This is a genomic window from Saccharopolyspora thermophila (assembly GCF_014646075.1).
GTDB classification, from domain to species: domain Bacteria; phylum Actinomycetota; class Actinomycetes; order Mycobacteriales; family Pseudonocardiaceae; genus Saccharopolyspora; species Saccharopolyspora thermophila.
This window is the reverse complement of the sequence record NZ_BMMT01000005.1, coordinates 167,801-183,268: the sequence shown is the minus strand read 5'-3', so window position 1 is coordinate 183,268 and position 15,468 is coordinate 167,801. Positions and strand designations below refer to the sequence as shown.

General features: G+C 69.8%; 14 protein-coding genes. 6 read left to right on the top strand and 8 right to left on the bottom strand.

Features of this window, described 5'->3' with window-relative positions; translation table 11 throughout:
• Window positions 1-59 precede the first annotated feature (59 nt).
• The 8 genes from IEY17_RS10015 to rpmH form a co-directional block, all read right to left on the bottom strand.
• Window positions 60-1,049, bottom strand: coding sequence for a ParB/RepB/Spo0J family partition protein (locus IEY17_RS10015; protein WP_188987031.1), 990 nt, complete (start codon window positions 1,047-1,049; stop codon window positions 60-62).
• Entirely contained in the window at window positions 1,046-1,945 is a 900-nt protein-coding gene (locus IEY17_RS10010) for a ParA family protein (RefSeq protein ID WP_229679994.1), read from the bottom strand. The genes IEY17_RS10015 and IEY17_RS10010 overlap by 4 nt, the downstream gene beginning before the upstream one ends.
• A gap of 101 nt (window positions 1,946-2,046) precedes the next feature.
• Window positions 2,047-2,745, bottom strand: coding sequence for a 16S rRNA (guanine(527)-N(7))-methyltransferase RsmG (rsmG, locus tag IEY17_RS10005; protein WP_188987030.1), 699 nt, complete (start codon window positions 2,743-2,745; stop codon window positions 2,047-2,049).
• 245 nt (window positions 2,746-2,990) lie between these two features.
• Window positions 2,991-3,521 (bottom strand): Jag family protein, encoded by a 531-nt coding sequence (locus IEY17_RS10000; RefSeq protein ID WP_373289863.1) that lies wholly within the window; start codon window positions 3,519-3,521, stop codon window positions 2,991-2,993.
• Window positions 3,522-3,554: 33 nt separating this feature from the next.
• Window positions 3,555-4,484: a membrane protein insertase YidC gene (yidC, locus tag IEY17_RS09995; RefSeq protein ID WP_188987029.1), complete on the bottom strand. Its 930-nt coding sequence runs from the start codon at window positions 4,482-4,484 to the stop codon at window positions 3,555-3,557.
• Between the two features lie 5 nt (window positions 4,485-4,489).
• The gene (gene yidD, locus IEY17_RS09990) at window positions 4,490-4,816 is read right to left on the bottom strand and encodes a membrane protein insertion efficiency factor YidD (protein WP_188987028.1); all 327 of its coding nucleotides are present in this window, start codon (window positions 4,814-4,816) and stop codon (window positions 4,490-4,492) included.
• The gene (rnpA, locus tag IEY17_RS09985; RefSeq protein ID WP_188987027.1) at window positions 4,816-5,250 is read right to left on the bottom strand and encodes a ribonuclease P protein component; all 435 of its coding nucleotides are present in this window, start codon (window positions 5,248-5,250) and stop codon (window positions 4,816-4,818) included. Before rnpA ends, yidD begins: the two co-directional genes overlap by 1 nt.
• 13 nt (window positions 5,251-5,263) lie before the next feature.
• The gene (gene rpmH / locus IEY17_RS09980; protein WP_081722460.1) at window positions 5,264-5,407 is read right to left on the bottom strand and encodes a 50S ribosomal protein L34; all 144 of its coding nucleotides are present in this window, start codon (window positions 5,405-5,407) and stop codon (window positions 5,264-5,266) included.
• A 589-nt stretch (window positions 5,408-5,996) separates the two neighbouring features.
• Here rpmH and dnaA point away from each other — a divergent pair.
• The 6 genes from dnaA (at window position 5,997) to gyrB (ending at window position 15,413) form a co-directional block, all read left to right on the top strand.
• Entirely contained in the window at window positions 5,997-7,715 is a 1,719-nt protein-coding gene (gene dnaA, locus IEY17_RS09975) for a chromosomal replication initiator protein DnaA (protein ID WP_188987026.1), read from the top strand.
• Between the two features lie 1,170 nt (window positions 7,716-8,885).
• Window positions 8,886-10,010 (top strand): DNA polymerase III subunit beta, encoded by a 1,125-nt coding sequence (gene dnaN / locus IEY17_RS09970; protein WP_188987025.1) that lies wholly within the window; start codon window positions 8,886-8,888, stop codon window positions 10,008-10,010.
• Window positions 10,011-10,144: 134 nt separating this feature from the next.
• Entirely contained in the window at window positions 10,145-11,032 is an 888-nt protein-coding gene (gene gnd / locus IEY17_RS09965; protein WP_188987024.1) for a phosphogluconate dehydrogenase (NAD(+)-dependent, decarboxylating), read from the top strand.
• 167 nt (window positions 11,033-11,199) lie between these two features.
• Window positions 11,200-12,375: a DNA replication/repair protein RecF gene (recF, locus tag IEY17_RS09960; protein ID WP_188987023.1), complete on the top strand. Its 1,176-nt coding sequence runs from the start codon at window positions 11,200-11,202 to the stop codon at window positions 12,373-12,375.
• 121 nt (window positions 12,376-12,496) lie between these two features.
• Window positions 12,497-13,036 (top strand): DciA family protein, encoded by a 540-nt coding sequence (locus IEY17_RS09955; RefSeq protein WP_229680013.1) that lies wholly within the window; start codon window positions 12,497-12,499, stop codon window positions 13,034-13,036.
• 400 nt (window positions 13,037-13,436) lie between these two features.
• The gene (gene gyrB / locus IEY17_RS09950; protein ID WP_188987021.1) at window positions 13,437-15,413 is read left to right on the top strand and encodes a DNA topoisomerase (ATP-hydrolyzing) subunit B; all 1,977 of its coding nucleotides are present in this window, start codon (window positions 13,437-13,439) and stop codon (window positions 15,411-15,413) included.
• Window positions 15,414-15,468 lie beyond the last annotated feature (55 nt).

Below are 15,468 nucleotides of genomic sequence, written 5' to 3'. Positions count from 1 at the left end.
TTTCCTTGGTGCAGATCAGTTACGCAGCGTCATCGTCACCGTGACGAAATGACCTGGTGTCATTGATCGCGGATGTCACGGGCCTGTTCACCCAAGATCAACTCCGCCAACCGCTCCAGGTCATCGACCGACCCGAACTCGACGACGATCCGCCCCTTCCGACGGCCCCGCTCCACCTTCACCGTCGTGTCGAAGTGGTTCGACAGCCGATCGGCGAGCCGGTCGAAACCGGGGGCCTGGATCGGCTTCTTCGGCGCCGCCTTCTTCTTCGCCGGCGCCTCCGACTTGATCAGCTTCACCTGCTCCTCGGTGGTGCGGACCGACATGCCCTCCGCGACGATCCGCTTCGCGAGGTCCTCCTGCTGCCCCGGGTCCTCCAGACCGAGCAGCGCGCGGGCATGCCCGGCCGAGAGCACCCCGGCCGCCACCCGACGCTGCACCTCCAGAGGCAACCGCAGCAGGCGGATGGTGTTCGTGACGACCGAGCGGCTCCGACCGATCCGGTCGGCCAACTGGTCGTGCGTCACGCCGAACTCGTCGAGCAGCTGCTGGTAGGCCGCCGCCTCCTCAAGCGGGTTCAGCTGCACCCGGTGGATGTTCTCCAGGAGCGCGTCCCGGAGCATCTCGTCGTCCTGGGTCCTGCGGACGATCGCGGGGATCAGCTCCAGCCCCGCCTGCTTCGAGGCGCGCAACCGACGCTCGCCCATGATGAGCTCGAACTCGTCCGAGCCCAGCTCGCGCACGACGATCGGCTGCATGAGGCCGAACTCGCGGATGGAGTGTGCCAGCTCCTGCAGCGCCGCCTCGTCGAACACCTGGCGCGGCTGCTTCGGGTTCGGCTTGATCGCGGCGACGGGGATCTCGCGGTACACCGCGCCCGCCACGGAGCCGCCCGTTTCACGTGAAACCTCCGGAGCCGGTTCCGAGTTCCCGAAGCTCGGGCCGCGCAGCCCCGGCCCCCGCAGCCTGGCACCGTCGGCGCCCGCCGGGGGACCGCTGGGGATCAGCGCGGCGATCCCGCGACCCAGGCCACCTCGTCGCTCGGTCATGCTGTCTTCCTCTCGGCACCCCGTTCAGCGATCTCCCGAGCTGCGTCCAGGTAGCTCATCGAACCGCGCGAGCCCGGGTCGTAGGTCAGCACCGTCTGGCCGAAGCCCGGCGCCTCGGAGATCTTGACGCTGCGGGGGATGACGGTCCGCAGCGTCAGGTCCCCGAAATGGCTCCGTACCTCGGCGCTCACCTGGTCCGCCAGCTTGGTCCGGGCGTCGTACATGGTGAGCAGGATCGTCGAGACCCACAGCGAAGGGTTCAGGTGCGACTGCACCAGCTCGATGTTGCGGAGCAGCTGCCCGAGGCCCTCCAGCGCGTAGTACTCGCACTGGATCGGAATCAGCACCTCCTGCGCGGCCACCAGCGCGTTCACCGTGAGCAGGCCGAGCGACGGCGGGCAGTCGATGAAGATGTAGTCGGGCGCGATCTGCTCCACCGCCTCGGAGTTCAGCGCCTCCTTCAGCCGGGCTTCCCGCGCCACCATGGTCACCAGCTCGATCTCCGAACCGGCCAGGTCGATGGTCGCCGGGACGCACCACAGGTTCTTGGACTGCGTGCTGCGCGCCGCGGCGTCGGCGATGCTGATCTCGCCGAGCAGCACCTCGTAGACCGATGGCACGCCGGAGCGGTGCTCGACGCCGAGCGCAGTGCTCGCGTTGCCCTGCGGGTCGAGATCGATCACCAGGACGTTCAGCCCGTGCAGCGCCAGTCCGGCCGCGAGGTTGACCGTGCTGGTCGTCTTGCCCACGCCGCCCTTCTGGTTGGCGACCGTGATGATCCGCCGACGCGCGGGACGGGGGAGTTCCAGCATCTCCGGGTGCAGCACCCGGGTGGCCCGCTGCGCCTCCTCCATGATCGGAGTCCAGCCGATGTCGTCCTTGTCGAAGCCGCTCATCGGCGAATCGCCGTCCGTGGGCCTCGCAGGGAAGCGCATGGCCCCCATCCCGCGCCCCCTTGTTTCACGTGAAACACGACCCGCTCCGTTCGACTCCGGATTCACCGTCCACGATCCTTTCTCGTTCGACGCCCACCGTCACGACGCCGACCGGCCGCACTTCGGGTCGCCGCGACCCGTTTCACCACGACGACGGTCGTCGGGACCTCGAGCACGCCGCCGCCGCACGACACCACCTCGCCGCGGCCACCACCGGCCGCGCTGATCGCCGCCGCATCCCGTTCGAGTTCCTCGGCCGCGCTCGCTCCCTTCATCGCGAGCAGTCGGCCACCCGGCCGTAACAGGGGGAGGCACCACTTCGCGAGCCGCTCCATCGGAGCCACGGCGCGCGCGGTCACGATGTCCTGACCGGCCAGTCGTTCGCGCACCGGGCCCTCCTCGGCACGTCCGCGCACCACCTCGACGGTGAGCGCCAGTTCGGTGATGACTTCCTGCAACCACGTCACCCGTCGAGCCATCGGCTCCAACAGGGTGAGGGTGAGATCCGGGCGGGCGATCGCCAACGGGATGCCCGGCAACCCCGCCCCAGAGCCTACGTCCAACACCCGGCTGTTCGGGGGTAGCAACTCCGCGAGAACCGCAGAGTTCAGCAGATGTCTCTCCCAGAGCCGGTCGAGTTCCCGCGGACCGATCAGCCCGCGCTCGATCCCGTGCTCGCGTAGCAGGTCGGCGAACCGCTCGGCCAACTCCAGCCGCGCACCGAACACGACCCGCGCCGCCTCCGGCGCACCTCCGGTCAATGCAGTCACCTCGTGTCGATGTTTCACGTGGAACCAGGTGTTGACCACAAGCCTGCCGGATCGCTCTCCGCGGTCGAGCATCAACCCACGTTTCACGTGAAACACCGCCGAAAGGGGGCGAGCTGATCAACGGGCGCCATTCCACCGCGACGCGGTATTCCCGGGGTGTTTCACGTGAAACACCCCGGGAATACCGATGCCCCCGCCGGGCGGACCGGCGGGGGCATCGCAGCGCGGAGGAGGGGTCAGCTCTTGAAGACGACGACCTTGCGGTTCGGCTCCTCGCCCTCACTCTCGCTGTGCACCCCGTCGATCGCCGCCACGGCGTCGTGGATGATCTTCCGCTCGAACGGGGTCATCGGCCGCAGCCGCACTTCCTTGCCGCTCGCCAGGACGTCCTCCGCCGTGGCACGGCCGAGCTCGGTGAGCTCCCGGCGGCGGCTCGCACGCCAGCCCGCGACGTCCAGCATCAGACGGCTGCGCACCCCGGTCTCCTGCTGGACCGCGAGGCGGGTCAGCTCCTGCAGCGCCTCCAGGACCTGACCGCGATTGCCGACCAGCTTCTCCAGGTCGTCACCGCCGTCGATGCTCACTACCGCGCGACCCGCCTCGACGTCGAGATCGATGTCGCCGTCGTAGTCGAGCAGGTCGAGCAGCCGCTCCAGATAGTCGCCCGCGATGTCGCCCTCCCGCACCAAAAGGGCTTCCGTGCTGGACATCTCGGATTCGGCAGCCGACTCGACCGGGGCGGCCGGCTCCTGCACGGTTTCAGACACTGGGTGTCTCCTCTCCAGGGTTCGCGCCGAACCTCACCGGGACTCACCCGGCTTGTCCGTGTCGCGAGAACGGTCTTCGATCACCCCGGGGACCTCACCGGGTTGGTCCTTGGCCGCCGGATCGGCGGGACGGATGGTGCCCTCCACGGCGGTGGAGTCGATGATCGCGGGCGCGCCGGCGCGCGCAGCCTCCTCGCGGTCGATCTTGCGGTACACCACCCGTTGCTGCCCCAGCGTCCAGAAGTTGTTGGCGAGCCAGTAGATCAGGATGGCCAGCGGCAGGAACGGGCCGCCGATGATGGCGAACATCGGGAACAACCACAGCGTCATCCGGTTCATGACCGCGGTCTGCGGGTTCTGCGCCGCCTCCGCGCTCTGCCGCTGCACCGAGTGGCGCGCGGTGAAGTGGGTGGCGATCGCGGCCGCGATCATCAGCGGGACGCCGACCAGCATCATGGACGTCCGGTCGGTGCCGAAGCTGGCGAGCACCTCGGCGGACTGGCTGATCGTGTTGGACAGCTTCGCGCCGAACAGGTCGGCGGCGACGAACGAGGCGACCTCGTCGGCGTTGAAGATGTAGTTCGACGGCGCGCCCGGCTTGAACCCGTTCAACACGTGGAAGAGACCGATGAACACCGGGACCTGCACCAGCACCGGCAGGCAGCCGCTGAGCGGATTGAACCCCTGCTCCAGCTGGAGTTTCTGCATCTCCGCGGCCAACTTCTGGCGGTCGTCGCCGTACTTGGCCTGCAGCTCGCGGATCTGCGGTGCGACCTCCTGCATCTTCTTCAGCGACCGCACCTGGTGCACGAACGGCTTGAACAGCAGCGCCCGCAGCGTGAAGACGAGGAAGATGACCGCCAACGCCCAGGCGTAGCCGCTCGCCGGATCGAAGACGAAACCGAACACCTTGTGCCAGAACCACAGGATGGCCGACACCGGGTAGTAGATGAAGTCCAGCACGCGGGCTACTCCTCGGCAGGGTCGTCGGGAACGCGGGCGCCCCCAGCGGATCGCTCGCGGGGCGGAGGCACCGGGTCCAGGCCACCAGGGTGCCAGGGACCGCAACGCAGCAGGCGGCGCAGGGTCAGCCACCCGCCACGGAACGCGCCGTGCACGGTCAGCGCCTCCACCGCGTACGCGCTGCAGCTCGGGTAGAAGCGGCACGTCGGGGGCAGCAAGGGGGAGATCACCGTGCGGTAGACGTGCACCGGAGCCAGCAGCACCCAGGCAAGCGGGCTCGGGCGCCGAGCGGGCGCGCGGAGCCGTTCGTCGTGCTGCTGGTCCTGAGCCATCACCTGGAACCCGTCGCCGGACCACCCGGGTCGACCACGCGGAGCTTGCGCAGCGCCGCGTCAAGATCCGCGCCGAGCTCCCGGCTGGAGGCGTCGGCCGCCTGCGGCAGGGCGCGGACCACCACCAGTGTGCCAGCGGTCAGCGCGGGCAGGCGGTCGCGCATCAGGTGCCGGAGACGGCGGGTGACCCGGTGACGCACCACAGCCGTACCCACGGATTTGCTCACGACAAAACCCACCCGAATCGATTCGGTCCGGGTGGGTGCCGTGTCAGCCTCGGCGTCCAATAACACCGTGCGTTGCGAACCGGAGTCCCGCTCCTGGTCCGGGCGAAGGGCGTGGACCACGAGGCGGACTCGCCCGGCCCGGCGACCACGACGGACCACCAGGCGGAACTCCTGGCTCCTGGTCAGCCGGGCTGCCGCGGGAAGCACGGCCGGAACGCGATCAGGCAGTCAGCCGCGCGCGCCCGCGGCGACGGCGCGCGGCCACGATGGCCCGGCCGGCCCGAGTGCGCATGCGCAGCCGGAACCCGTGCTTCCTGGCACGGCGGCGGTTGTTCGGCTGGTAAGTGCGCTTGCCCTTGCTCACGGTCGGATCTCCCGGTTACTACAGGCACCGCTGGCCACGGTGAGCCACGGTTCGGTCAAGGTGTCCCTGTTCCGCAAGCCGCAGTGTCGCAGGCCGTGCGGCCATCGGTGCCACCAAGCGGTGCACGACGCCGGAACATCGACACAACGACATGCCCGCTGGAGGAAGCGGGGGACTGTACGAGGGTACGCACTCCCGGTTCCGGGGGCTCAACCGGGGTGGCCGACGCGGTCATCAGGCTGCCACATCACGGTCTTCCCGACACTTCGGGTGCGTGCTTGTGAGCACGGCGTCGCCTTGTTAGCGTGCCCCCCTGCGAAGCGCAGGCCGGTGGGTGGGAGCACTGGAGCGCGCCGGGGACGTCCTGACCTCGATCGCTACCGACTGCGGGACCCAGGGGGGATCACCGGAGCACCCTGCCGTACCTTCATACACAAGTTGTGGACAACTCTGTGGACACCTGCCAGAGCGGGTGGCCGCGGAGTCTGGCCCCACCGTCCCGTGACACCGCCCGCACCCGAGCACCGTGGGAGCCAGGCCCCCGGGACCGCACTGGGGGCTGCGCGAACGAGGGGAGGGGAGCACGGCGGTGTCCGACCACCAAGCCGATCATCTCGGTCGAGTTTGGGACGAAGTGGTGCAGGAGCTGTCCTCCGGCACCCTCTCACCTCAGCAGCGCGCGTGGATGCGGGTCACTCGTCCGATCGGTCTGCTCGACGGCACCGCGCTGCTGGCCGCCCCCAGCGACTTCGCCAAGGAAGCCATCGAACGCGCGCTGCGCGACCCGATCACCGACGCGCTGTCCCGCCGCCTCGGCCGCGAGGTGTCGCTGGCGGTGAAGGTGGACACCGCGGTGCCTGCTCCGACGCGGCCGGTGGCCGCGCCCGCCCCCGCCGACACCTGGTCGCCGCGGTCGACCGAGCAGGCCCCTGGCGGCTACCTGCCGATGCCCGGCTACCGCGAGACGTTCGGCCCAACCGCGCACACCGGTTCCGCCGCCGGGCCGCTGCCGGGCGCCGAGGGGCGGCACGCGAAACCCGAGTCGGCCGAGCTTGACTTCCCGACCACCGAGTTCAGGTGGCCGAACGGCGAGGCGCCGCAGCCGCTGGACGCCGAGGGCGACGGCGAGGACGCCGAACCGGAGCCCGGCGCCGCCGAGGCGGAGGGCGAGGAGCCGACCAGCGAGGGCTGGCCGACGTTCGGGCGGGCCGGGCAGCCGACGGAGCTGCAGCAGGGCCAGCCGTTCACCGCGCCGAAGCACGCGCCGCCGACCTCACAGACCCGGCTGAACGCCAAGTACACCTTCGACACCTTCGTCATCGGGTCGTCGAACCGGTTCGCGCACGCCGCCGCGGTCGCGGCCGCCGAAGCCCCGGCCCGCGCGTACAACCCGCTGTTCATCTGGGGCGAGTCGGGGCTCGGCAAGACGCACCTGCTGCACGCCGTCGGGCACTACACGCAGCGGCTGTTCCCGGGGATGCGGGTCCGCTACGTGTCCACCGAGGAGTTCACCAACGACTTCATCAACTCGCTGCGCGACGACCGCCAGGTGGCCTTCCAGCGCCGCTACCGCGACGTCGACGTGCTGCTGGTGGACGACATCCAGTTCCTGGAGGGCAAGGAAGGCACCCAGGAGGAGTTCTTCCACACCTTCAACACGCTGCATAACTCGAACAAGCAGATCGTGGTGTCCTCGGACCGGCCCCCGAAGGGGCTACGGACCCTGGAGGACCGCCTACGCACCCGGTTCGAGTGGGGCCTGATCACCGACATCCAGCCGCCGGAGCTGGAGACGCGGATCGCCATCCTGCGCAAGAAGGCGGCGCAGGACCGGATGAACGCGCCCGCCGACGTGCTGGAGTTCATCGCCTCGCGCATCGAGCGCAACATCCGCGAGCTGGAGGGTGCACTGATCCGGGTCACGGCGTTCGCGTCGCTGAACCGGCAGCCGGTCGACCTGCAGCTGGCCGAGATCGTGCTGCGCGACCTCATCCCCGACTCGCAGACCCCGGAGATCACCCCGCCGACCATCATGGCGGTCACCGCCGACTACTTCGGCGTGACCATCGATGACCTGTGCGGGCCGGGCAAGACGAAGGCACTGGCGCAGGCCCGGCAGATCGCGATGTACCTGTGCCGGGAGCTGACCGACTCGTCGCTGCCGAAGATCGGCCAGTACTTCGGCGGTCGGGACCACACCACGGTGATGTACGCGGACAAGAAGATCCGCAAGGAGATGGCCGAGCGGCGCCGCATCTACGAGCACGTCCAGGAACTCACCGCCCGCATCAAGCAGCGGTCCCGCTGACCACGGCCGCCCGGGTCGACGCGCCCGGGCCTGTCCGGGTTGCTGATCTCCGCGGCCACCCACGGCCGGAAAGACCCCGCCCGCTGAGAAGCCCGCTGACGCCCTTTCTCGAACGCCCCGGTGTGGATGGGCCTCGGGTCGCGGTCCCCGTCTTTTCTGCCGCACCGCACCGCTGCGAGCCACCCACGCCAACAGAAAGGTGGCGCGTCGATCGCCGCAGGGGCGGGGTCGGGCGGCCCAGGCGGAGTGCGGACGCGCCTCGGTGGCTTCCACACCCTGGCGACGCGCGGGAACCTTTCTGCCGGACCACTCGGCTCAGGGCAGGGGCCGCCACGGGAAACCCCGCGCGCGCCGCCAGGGCGGTGAACAGCCACGGTGCAGGATCGGCCGACCCGCTTCGTATACACCAGGGGAGCGGATCGGGCGGCGAACTTTTCTGGCAGCCGGGGTGGTCTTCGCCTCACCCGATCGGCAAAAAAGTCCGCCGGGTCGCCGAGCTGTCCACAGAACCTTGATCCCCAGGGCTGACCTGGAGTTATCCCCAATCCATCCACAAGCTGTGCACAGGTTGGCGCGAGCTGCTCACAGGATGGTGGCAGTTGACCACAGTTCTCCCACAGCTTTGCCCACAACCGGATCGGGTGAGAGGGGGAAAATCAACAGGGGCTGGGTACAACTGGCCCATCAACTGTGGATGGATCTGTGGACAACTGGGGATGGTTGTGGATAAACCGGAGGGGGTCAGAAGTTGTCCACCACCCGGTTGCCGTAGTCCACGATCACATCCCGTGGTCATCCACACCCGACCACGCCGTACGACCAGCCCAAACAGCACTTATCCCCACAACTCACAGCCCCTACTACGACTGCGCTCCTTTCTCCTTACGGAGAAAAAGAACAAAGAGACGTAGGGGCGGTGGACAAGTGGATAACTCGGCCCGAACGCGCCGAAGCGGGTCGCGGACTGCTCGGACCCGGATGCGGAGATCGCGGCGCACGCTCTACGGTGGAACTCCCGCGAAGGCCGCCCGAGGGAACGTCGCGTCGCGGCACTCGCGCGGGACCACCCCGCCCCCGCGTGCGGGGGACTGGGGCACACCGACGTGACGAGCTGAAGCTCGACGCAGGTTCTCCGGCAGCCGAGCCACGGCTGGAACCGAAAGGACACCCATGAAGATCCGCGTGGAACGTGACGGTCTCGCCGACGCCGTCGCCTGGGTCGCGCGCAGCCTGCCGTCGCGGCCACCGGTCCCGGTGCTGGGCGGGGTGCTGCTCGACGCCAGTTCCGGGGAGGCGCTGACCATCTCCGGGTTCGACTACGAGGTGTCGGCGCAGGTGACCATCGACGCCTCGATCGACGCCAGCGGCCGCACCCTGGTCTCCGGGCGCCTGCTCGCCGACATCACCAAGGCGCTGCCCGCCCGCCCGGTCGAGATCACCGTCGACGGCTCCCGCGTCACCATCACCTGCGGCAGCTCCCGGTTCAGCCTGCCGACCATGCCGGTCGAGGACTACCCCGAGCTGCCCGCCATGCCCGAGCACGCCGGCTCGGTCCCGGGCGAGGTGTTCAGCGAGGCCGTCGGCCAGGTCGCCGTCGCCGCAGGCAGGGACGACACGCTGCCGATGCTCACCGGCATCCGGATGGAGCTCGAGGCCGACAAGCTGACCATGGTCGCCACCGACCGGTTCCGGCTGGCGATGCGCGAGATCAGCTGGGAGCCGGGCACGTCGATCACCGACACCGCGGTGCTGGTGCCGGCCAGGACTCTCGCCGACTCGGCCAAGACCCTGGGCTCGGCGGGCACCAAGGTGGAGATCTCCCTCGCCTCCGGCGACGGCCTGCTCGGCCTGTCCGGCGCGGCGCGGCGCAACACCACCCGGCTGCTCGACGCGGAGTTCCCGAAGTACCGCCAGCTGCTGCCGACGGAGAGCGCGGTGAGCGCCAACGTCGACGTGGGCCCGCTGGTCGAGGCGATCAAGCGCGTGTCGCTGGTCGCCGAGCGCGGCACCCAGGTGCGGCTGGAGTTCTCCGACCGGGTGCTTCGGCTGACCGCCGGCGGCGACGACGAGGGCAGCGCCGAGGAGGAGCTCGCGGTGGAGCTGGTCGGCGAGCCGCTGACCATCGCCTTCAACCCGGGTTACCTGCTCGACGGCCTGGGCGCGATGAAGACCGACCGGGCCCAGATGCAGTTCACCACGGCCAACCGCCCGGCACTCATCAAACCGGTCGGCGACGATGGTGAGGTGACCGACGACTACCTCTACCTGCTGATGCCTGTCCGCCTGCCCGGCTGAGCACCGCCCGGAGGGCCTGAGTCACACCCAACCCACTGGCCACTCGGCACCTGCGGCGTCGCGAGCTAGGCTCGAAGCAGATCGATTCAGCTGGTGCGGCCAGTCGAAACACAGCTCGCTTCTAGGGAGATCCGGTGCAACTCGGACTTGTCGGTCTCGGCCGAATGGGTTTCAACATGCGCGAGCGGCTTCGCGCCGCCGGTCACGACGTCGTCGGGTACGACCGCAATCCGGACGTCAGTGACGTCGCCTCGATCGCGGAGCTGGTGCAGAAGCTGGCCGCCCCGCGCATCGTGTGGATCATGGTGCCGCACGGCGATCCGACCCGGCAGACCGTCGAGGCGCTGGCCGGGCTGCTCGACGAGGGCGACCTGGTGATCGAGGGCGGCAACTCGAAGTTCACCGAGGACCAGGCCAACGCCGCGCTGCTGGCGAAGAAGGGCGTCAGGTACGTCGACGTCGGGGTCTCCGGCGGGGTGTGGGGCGCCAAGAACGGCTACGGCCTGATGGCCGGCGGTGATGCCGAGGACATCCAGCGCGCCATGCCGATCTTCGACGCGCTGCGCCCGGAGGGGCCGCGCGAGGAGGGGTTCGCGCACGCCGGTCCGGTCGGTGCCGGGCACTACGCGAAGATGGTGCACAACGGCATCGAGTACGGCCTGATGCAGGCGTACGCGGAGGGCTTCGAGCTGCTGTCCGCCTCGGACGTGGTCACCAACGTGCCCGCGACGATCAAGGCGTGGAGCCGCGGCACCGTGGTCCGCTCCTGGCTGCTGGACCTGCTGGTCCGGGCGTTGGAGGAGGACCCGGAGCTGTCCGAGCTGCGCGGGTACGTCAACGACTCCGGCGAGGGCCGGTGGACCGTCGAGGAGGCGATCAACAAGGCGGTGCCGACCCCGGTGATCACCGCGTCGTTGTATGCCCGGTTCGCCTCCCGCCAGGAGGACTCACCGGCGATGAAGGCGGTCGCCGCGCTGCGCAACCAGTTCGGCGGGCACGCCGTGCAGAAGAGCGAGGACTGAGTGTGCCGGGTCGATTTGTCGACACATCGACCCGGCACCCCTGTCGATATGTCGACAGATCGACAGGGGCCGACGCGCGGACCGGCCACCCCGACGCGCGTGAGTAAGCTTCGGGTTTCTCCACCGCGGAGATCACCCACGAGCACCGCACCCTAAGTTGGACCGCTGTGTACGTCCGCCATTTGCAGGTGACCGACTTCCGGTCCTGGCCGCACGCCGACCTGGCCCTGGAGCCGGGCAGCACCGTGCTGATCGGGGCCAACGGGCAGGGCAAGACGAACCTGGTCGAGGCCATCGGCTACGTCGCCACCCTCGGGTCCCACCGGGTGGCCACCGACGCGCCGCTGGTCCGCGACGGCGCGTCGCGCGCCGTGGTGCGGGCCGCGGTGGTCAACAGCGGTCGCGAACTGCTGGTGGAGCTGGAGATCACGCCCGGCAAGGCCAACCGCGCGCGGATCAACCGCGGGGCCGTGGGGCGGCCGCGGGACGTGCTCGGCATCCTGCGCATCGTCCTGTTCGCGCCGGAGGACCTGGCGATCGTCCGCGGCGATCCCGGTGAGCGGCGCCGCTTCCTCGACGACCTGCTGGTCGCCCGCGCCCCCCGCTTCGCGGGTGTCCGCGCCGACTACGACCGGGTGCTCAAGCAGCGCAGTGCCCTGCTGAAGTCGGCGGGCGCGGCCCGCCGCAGCGGTGGCTCCGCCGACCTGCGCACCCTGGAGGTCTGGGACGGCCACCTGGCGCGCCTCGGTGCCGAGCTGCTCGCCGGCCGCCTCGACCTGGTTGCCGCCATCGCACCGCACGTGACCAGCGCTTACGCCAGTGTGGCGGCCACCGAGGAGGCCACCCTGCCGTCCGGCCGGGTGGCGCACGTGCGCTACCGCAGCAGCCTCGGTGACGCGCTGCCGGAGGATTACGGCGTGCCGCAGGGCCCGCCCGCCGACCCTGCGGAGCTGGAGAAGGCGCTGCTCACCGAGCTGGAACGGGTGCGGCCGCAGGAGATCGAGCGCGGTGTGTCGCTGGTCGGACCGCACCGCGACGACCTGGAGCTGCTGCTCGGCGAGCTGCCCGCGAAGGGCTACGCCAGCCACGGCGAATCGTGGTCGTTCGTGCTGGCGTTGCGGCTGGCTTCCTACCACCTGCTCACCGAGGATGGCGCCGAGCCGGTGTTGATCCTGGACGACGTCTTCGCCGAGCTCGACCGCCACCGCCGGGCCCGGCTGGCGGAGCTGGTGGCCGGTGCCGAGCAGGTGCTGGTCACCGCGGCGGTGCCGGAGGATGTGCCACCGGAGCTCACCGGTGCCCGATTCGACGTCTGCGAAGGCGAGGTGAGCCGTGTCCGGTGACCGTCCGCAGGCGACTCGTGCACCCGGAGTGACGGATCATGCCCCGCGTGCTCCCCAACTACCCACATCTGGGGATAACTCTGTGGATGGTGTGGATAACTCGTCGGCATCGGTCGAGCGCATCGCGGGTGGCGCCGGCGCCGCGCTGACCGGTCCGGACCTCGCGCTGACCGGTCCGGACCTCGCGCGGGCCGCGCTGCAGGCCGCCCGCGAGCAGTCCGCGGCCCGCCGCCGCACCCGGCGCACGAAGCCGGGGTTCGCCGCGCCGCGTCGGCGTCGTGGCTGGTCCGGGCCCCGGCCGGACGACAGGGACCCGCAGCCGCTGGGGCGGCTCGCCGCCCGCATCGCCACCGAGCGCGGCTGGGTCGACCGGCTCTCCGGCGGCCAGGTCTTCGCCCGGTGGGCCAGCCTGGTCGGCGCCGACGTGGCCGAGCACACCAAGCCGGTGGCGCTCAAGGACGGCGAGCTCACCGTGCAGGCCCAGTCCACCGCGTGGGCCACCCAGCTGCGGCTGCTGCAGCGGCAGATCCTCAAGCGCATCGGCGAGGACGTGGGCCGCGACGTGGTCCGCCGCATCAGGGTGCAGGGTCCGGCCGCGCCGAGTTGGCGGCACGGGCCGCGGCACATCCCCGGGCGCGGCCCGCGGGACACCTACGGCTAGCACCCCTGCGGCGACCGTCCGATCGCCGCAGAGATCCCCCGACGGTCAGCGACGGCTCTCGGGTGGTGGCTTGATTCGAGTTCTCCGCTCTGTGAGCAAGTCAGGGGTGTCCTTGCCCCACTTCTGCTGCGGGGCCCCAGTAGAATCGGGTGAGGGTGCAGTCGGCCGGACCGCCGCCACGATGGTTGACACGGGTGTTCGACACCGCGTCAGCGCCGTGTTCGGCACCGTGCGACATCGCGCGCGACGCGGTGTTTCCACGACGTCGGTCGCACCAGCGTGCGGCCGACGAGGAGATGAGTCGCCCCGAAGTGGTCCTCGGTGCGGTCGCCGGGCGCGCGTGCGCCGGTACCACCGATCACCCTGACAGCACAGTCGGCGCAAGGAGAAATCGAGGCCCGTGGCACCGAAGAAGAGCGAATACAACGCTTCATCCATCACTGTTCTCGAGGGCCTTGAGGCCGTCCGCAAGCGTCCCGGCATGTACATCGGTTCGACCGGTGAGCGCGGGCTGCACCACCTCGTGTGGGAGGTCGTGGACAACTCGGTCGACGAGGCGATGGCCGGGTACGCGACCAGGGTCGAGGTCACCCTGCTCCCCGACGGCGGCGTGCGCGTCGTCGACGACGGCCGCGGCATCCCCGTCGACATGCACCCGGTGGAGAAGAAACCGACCCTCGAGGTCGTGCTGACCGTGCTGCACGCGGGCGGCAAGTTCGGCGGCGACGCCTACGCCGTCTCCGGCGGTCTGCACGGCGTGGGCGTCTCGGTGGTCAACGCGCTGTCCGTGGCGCTGGAGGCCGAGATCCACACCGGCGGCTACGTGTGGCGGCAGCGCTATGAGGACTCCAAGCCGGTGTCCGACCTCGAGCGCGGCGAGCGCACCGACCGGACCGGCACCACCATCACCTTCTGGGCCGACCCGAAGGTCTTCGAAACCACCCGGTACAACGCCGAGACGATCTCCCGCCGGCTGCAGGAGATGGCGTTTCTGAACAAGGGCCTGACCATGGTGCTGCGCGACGAGCGCGTGGCCGAGGAGGAGAGCGAGGCCGGCGAGGACGCCAGCGGCACCCCGGCCCGCGCCACCGAGCAGGTCTTCCACTACCCGGGTGGTCTGGAGGACTTCGTCCGCCACATCAACGCCACCAAGGAGCCGATCCACAAGAAGGTGGTGTCCTTCAGCGCGTCCGGCAAGGGCCACGAGCTGGAGGTCGCGATGCAGTGGAACTCCGGCTACAACCAGTCGGTCTACACCTTCGCCAACACCATCAACACCCACGAGGGCGGCACCCACGAGGAGGGCTTCCGCGCCGCGCTGACCCGCGTGGTCAACAGCTACGCCAAGGAAAAGAAGCTCATCAAGGACAAGGACGGCAGCCTCACCGGCGACGACGTCCGCGAGGGCCTGGCGGCGATCGTCTCGGTGAAGGTCCGCGAACCGCAGTTCGAGGGCCAGACCAAGACCAAGCTGGGCAACACCGAGGTCAAGTCGTTCGTGCAGACCACCGCCTTCGAGTGGCTCACCGACTGGTTCGAGCGCAACCCCGCCGAGGCCAAGGTGATCGTCAACAAGGCGGTGTCCTCGGCGCAGGCGCGGGTGGCCGCGCGCAAGGCCAAGGAACTGGTGCGCCGCAAGAGCGCGATGGACATCGGCGGCCTGCCGGGCAAGCTCAAGGACTGCCAGTCCAACAACCCGGAGGAGTGCGAGCTCTACATCGTGGAGGGTGACTCCGCGGGCGGCTCGGCCAAGGAGGGCCGCGAGTCGCGGTTCCAGGCGATCCTGCCGCTGCGCGGCAAGGTCATCAACGTGGAGAAGTCGCGGATCGACCGGGTCCTGAAGAACAACGAGGTCCAGTCGATCATCACCGCGCTGGGCACCGGCATCCACGACGAGTTCGACCTGTCCAAGCTGCGGTACCACAAGATCGTGCTGATGGCCGACGCCGACGTCGACGGCCAGCACATCCGGACCCTGCTGCTGACCCTGCTGTTCCGCTTCATGCGGCCACTGATCGAGAACGGCCACGTGTTCCTCGCGCAGCCGCCGCTGTACAAGATCAAGTGGCCGCGGTCGGAGCCGGAGTACGCCTACAGCGACCGGGAGCGCGACGCGCTGCTGGAGCGCGGCGCCGCCGAGGGCCGCAAGCTGCCCAAGGACGACGGCATCCAGCGCTACAAGGGTCTCGGCGAGATGAACCCCGACGAGCTGTGGGACACCACGATGAACCCCGAGACGCGGATCCTGCTGCAGGTCTCGCTGGACGACGCGGCCACCGCGGACGAGCTGTTCAGCGTGCTGATGGGCGAGGACGTCGAGGCGCGGCGCTCCTTCATCACCCGCAACGCCAGGGACGTCCGGTTCCTCGACGTCTGACCGCGTCCCGGCGCCCGTAGACCCCGACCACCCCGGGCCGCCCGGCGGCCCCACG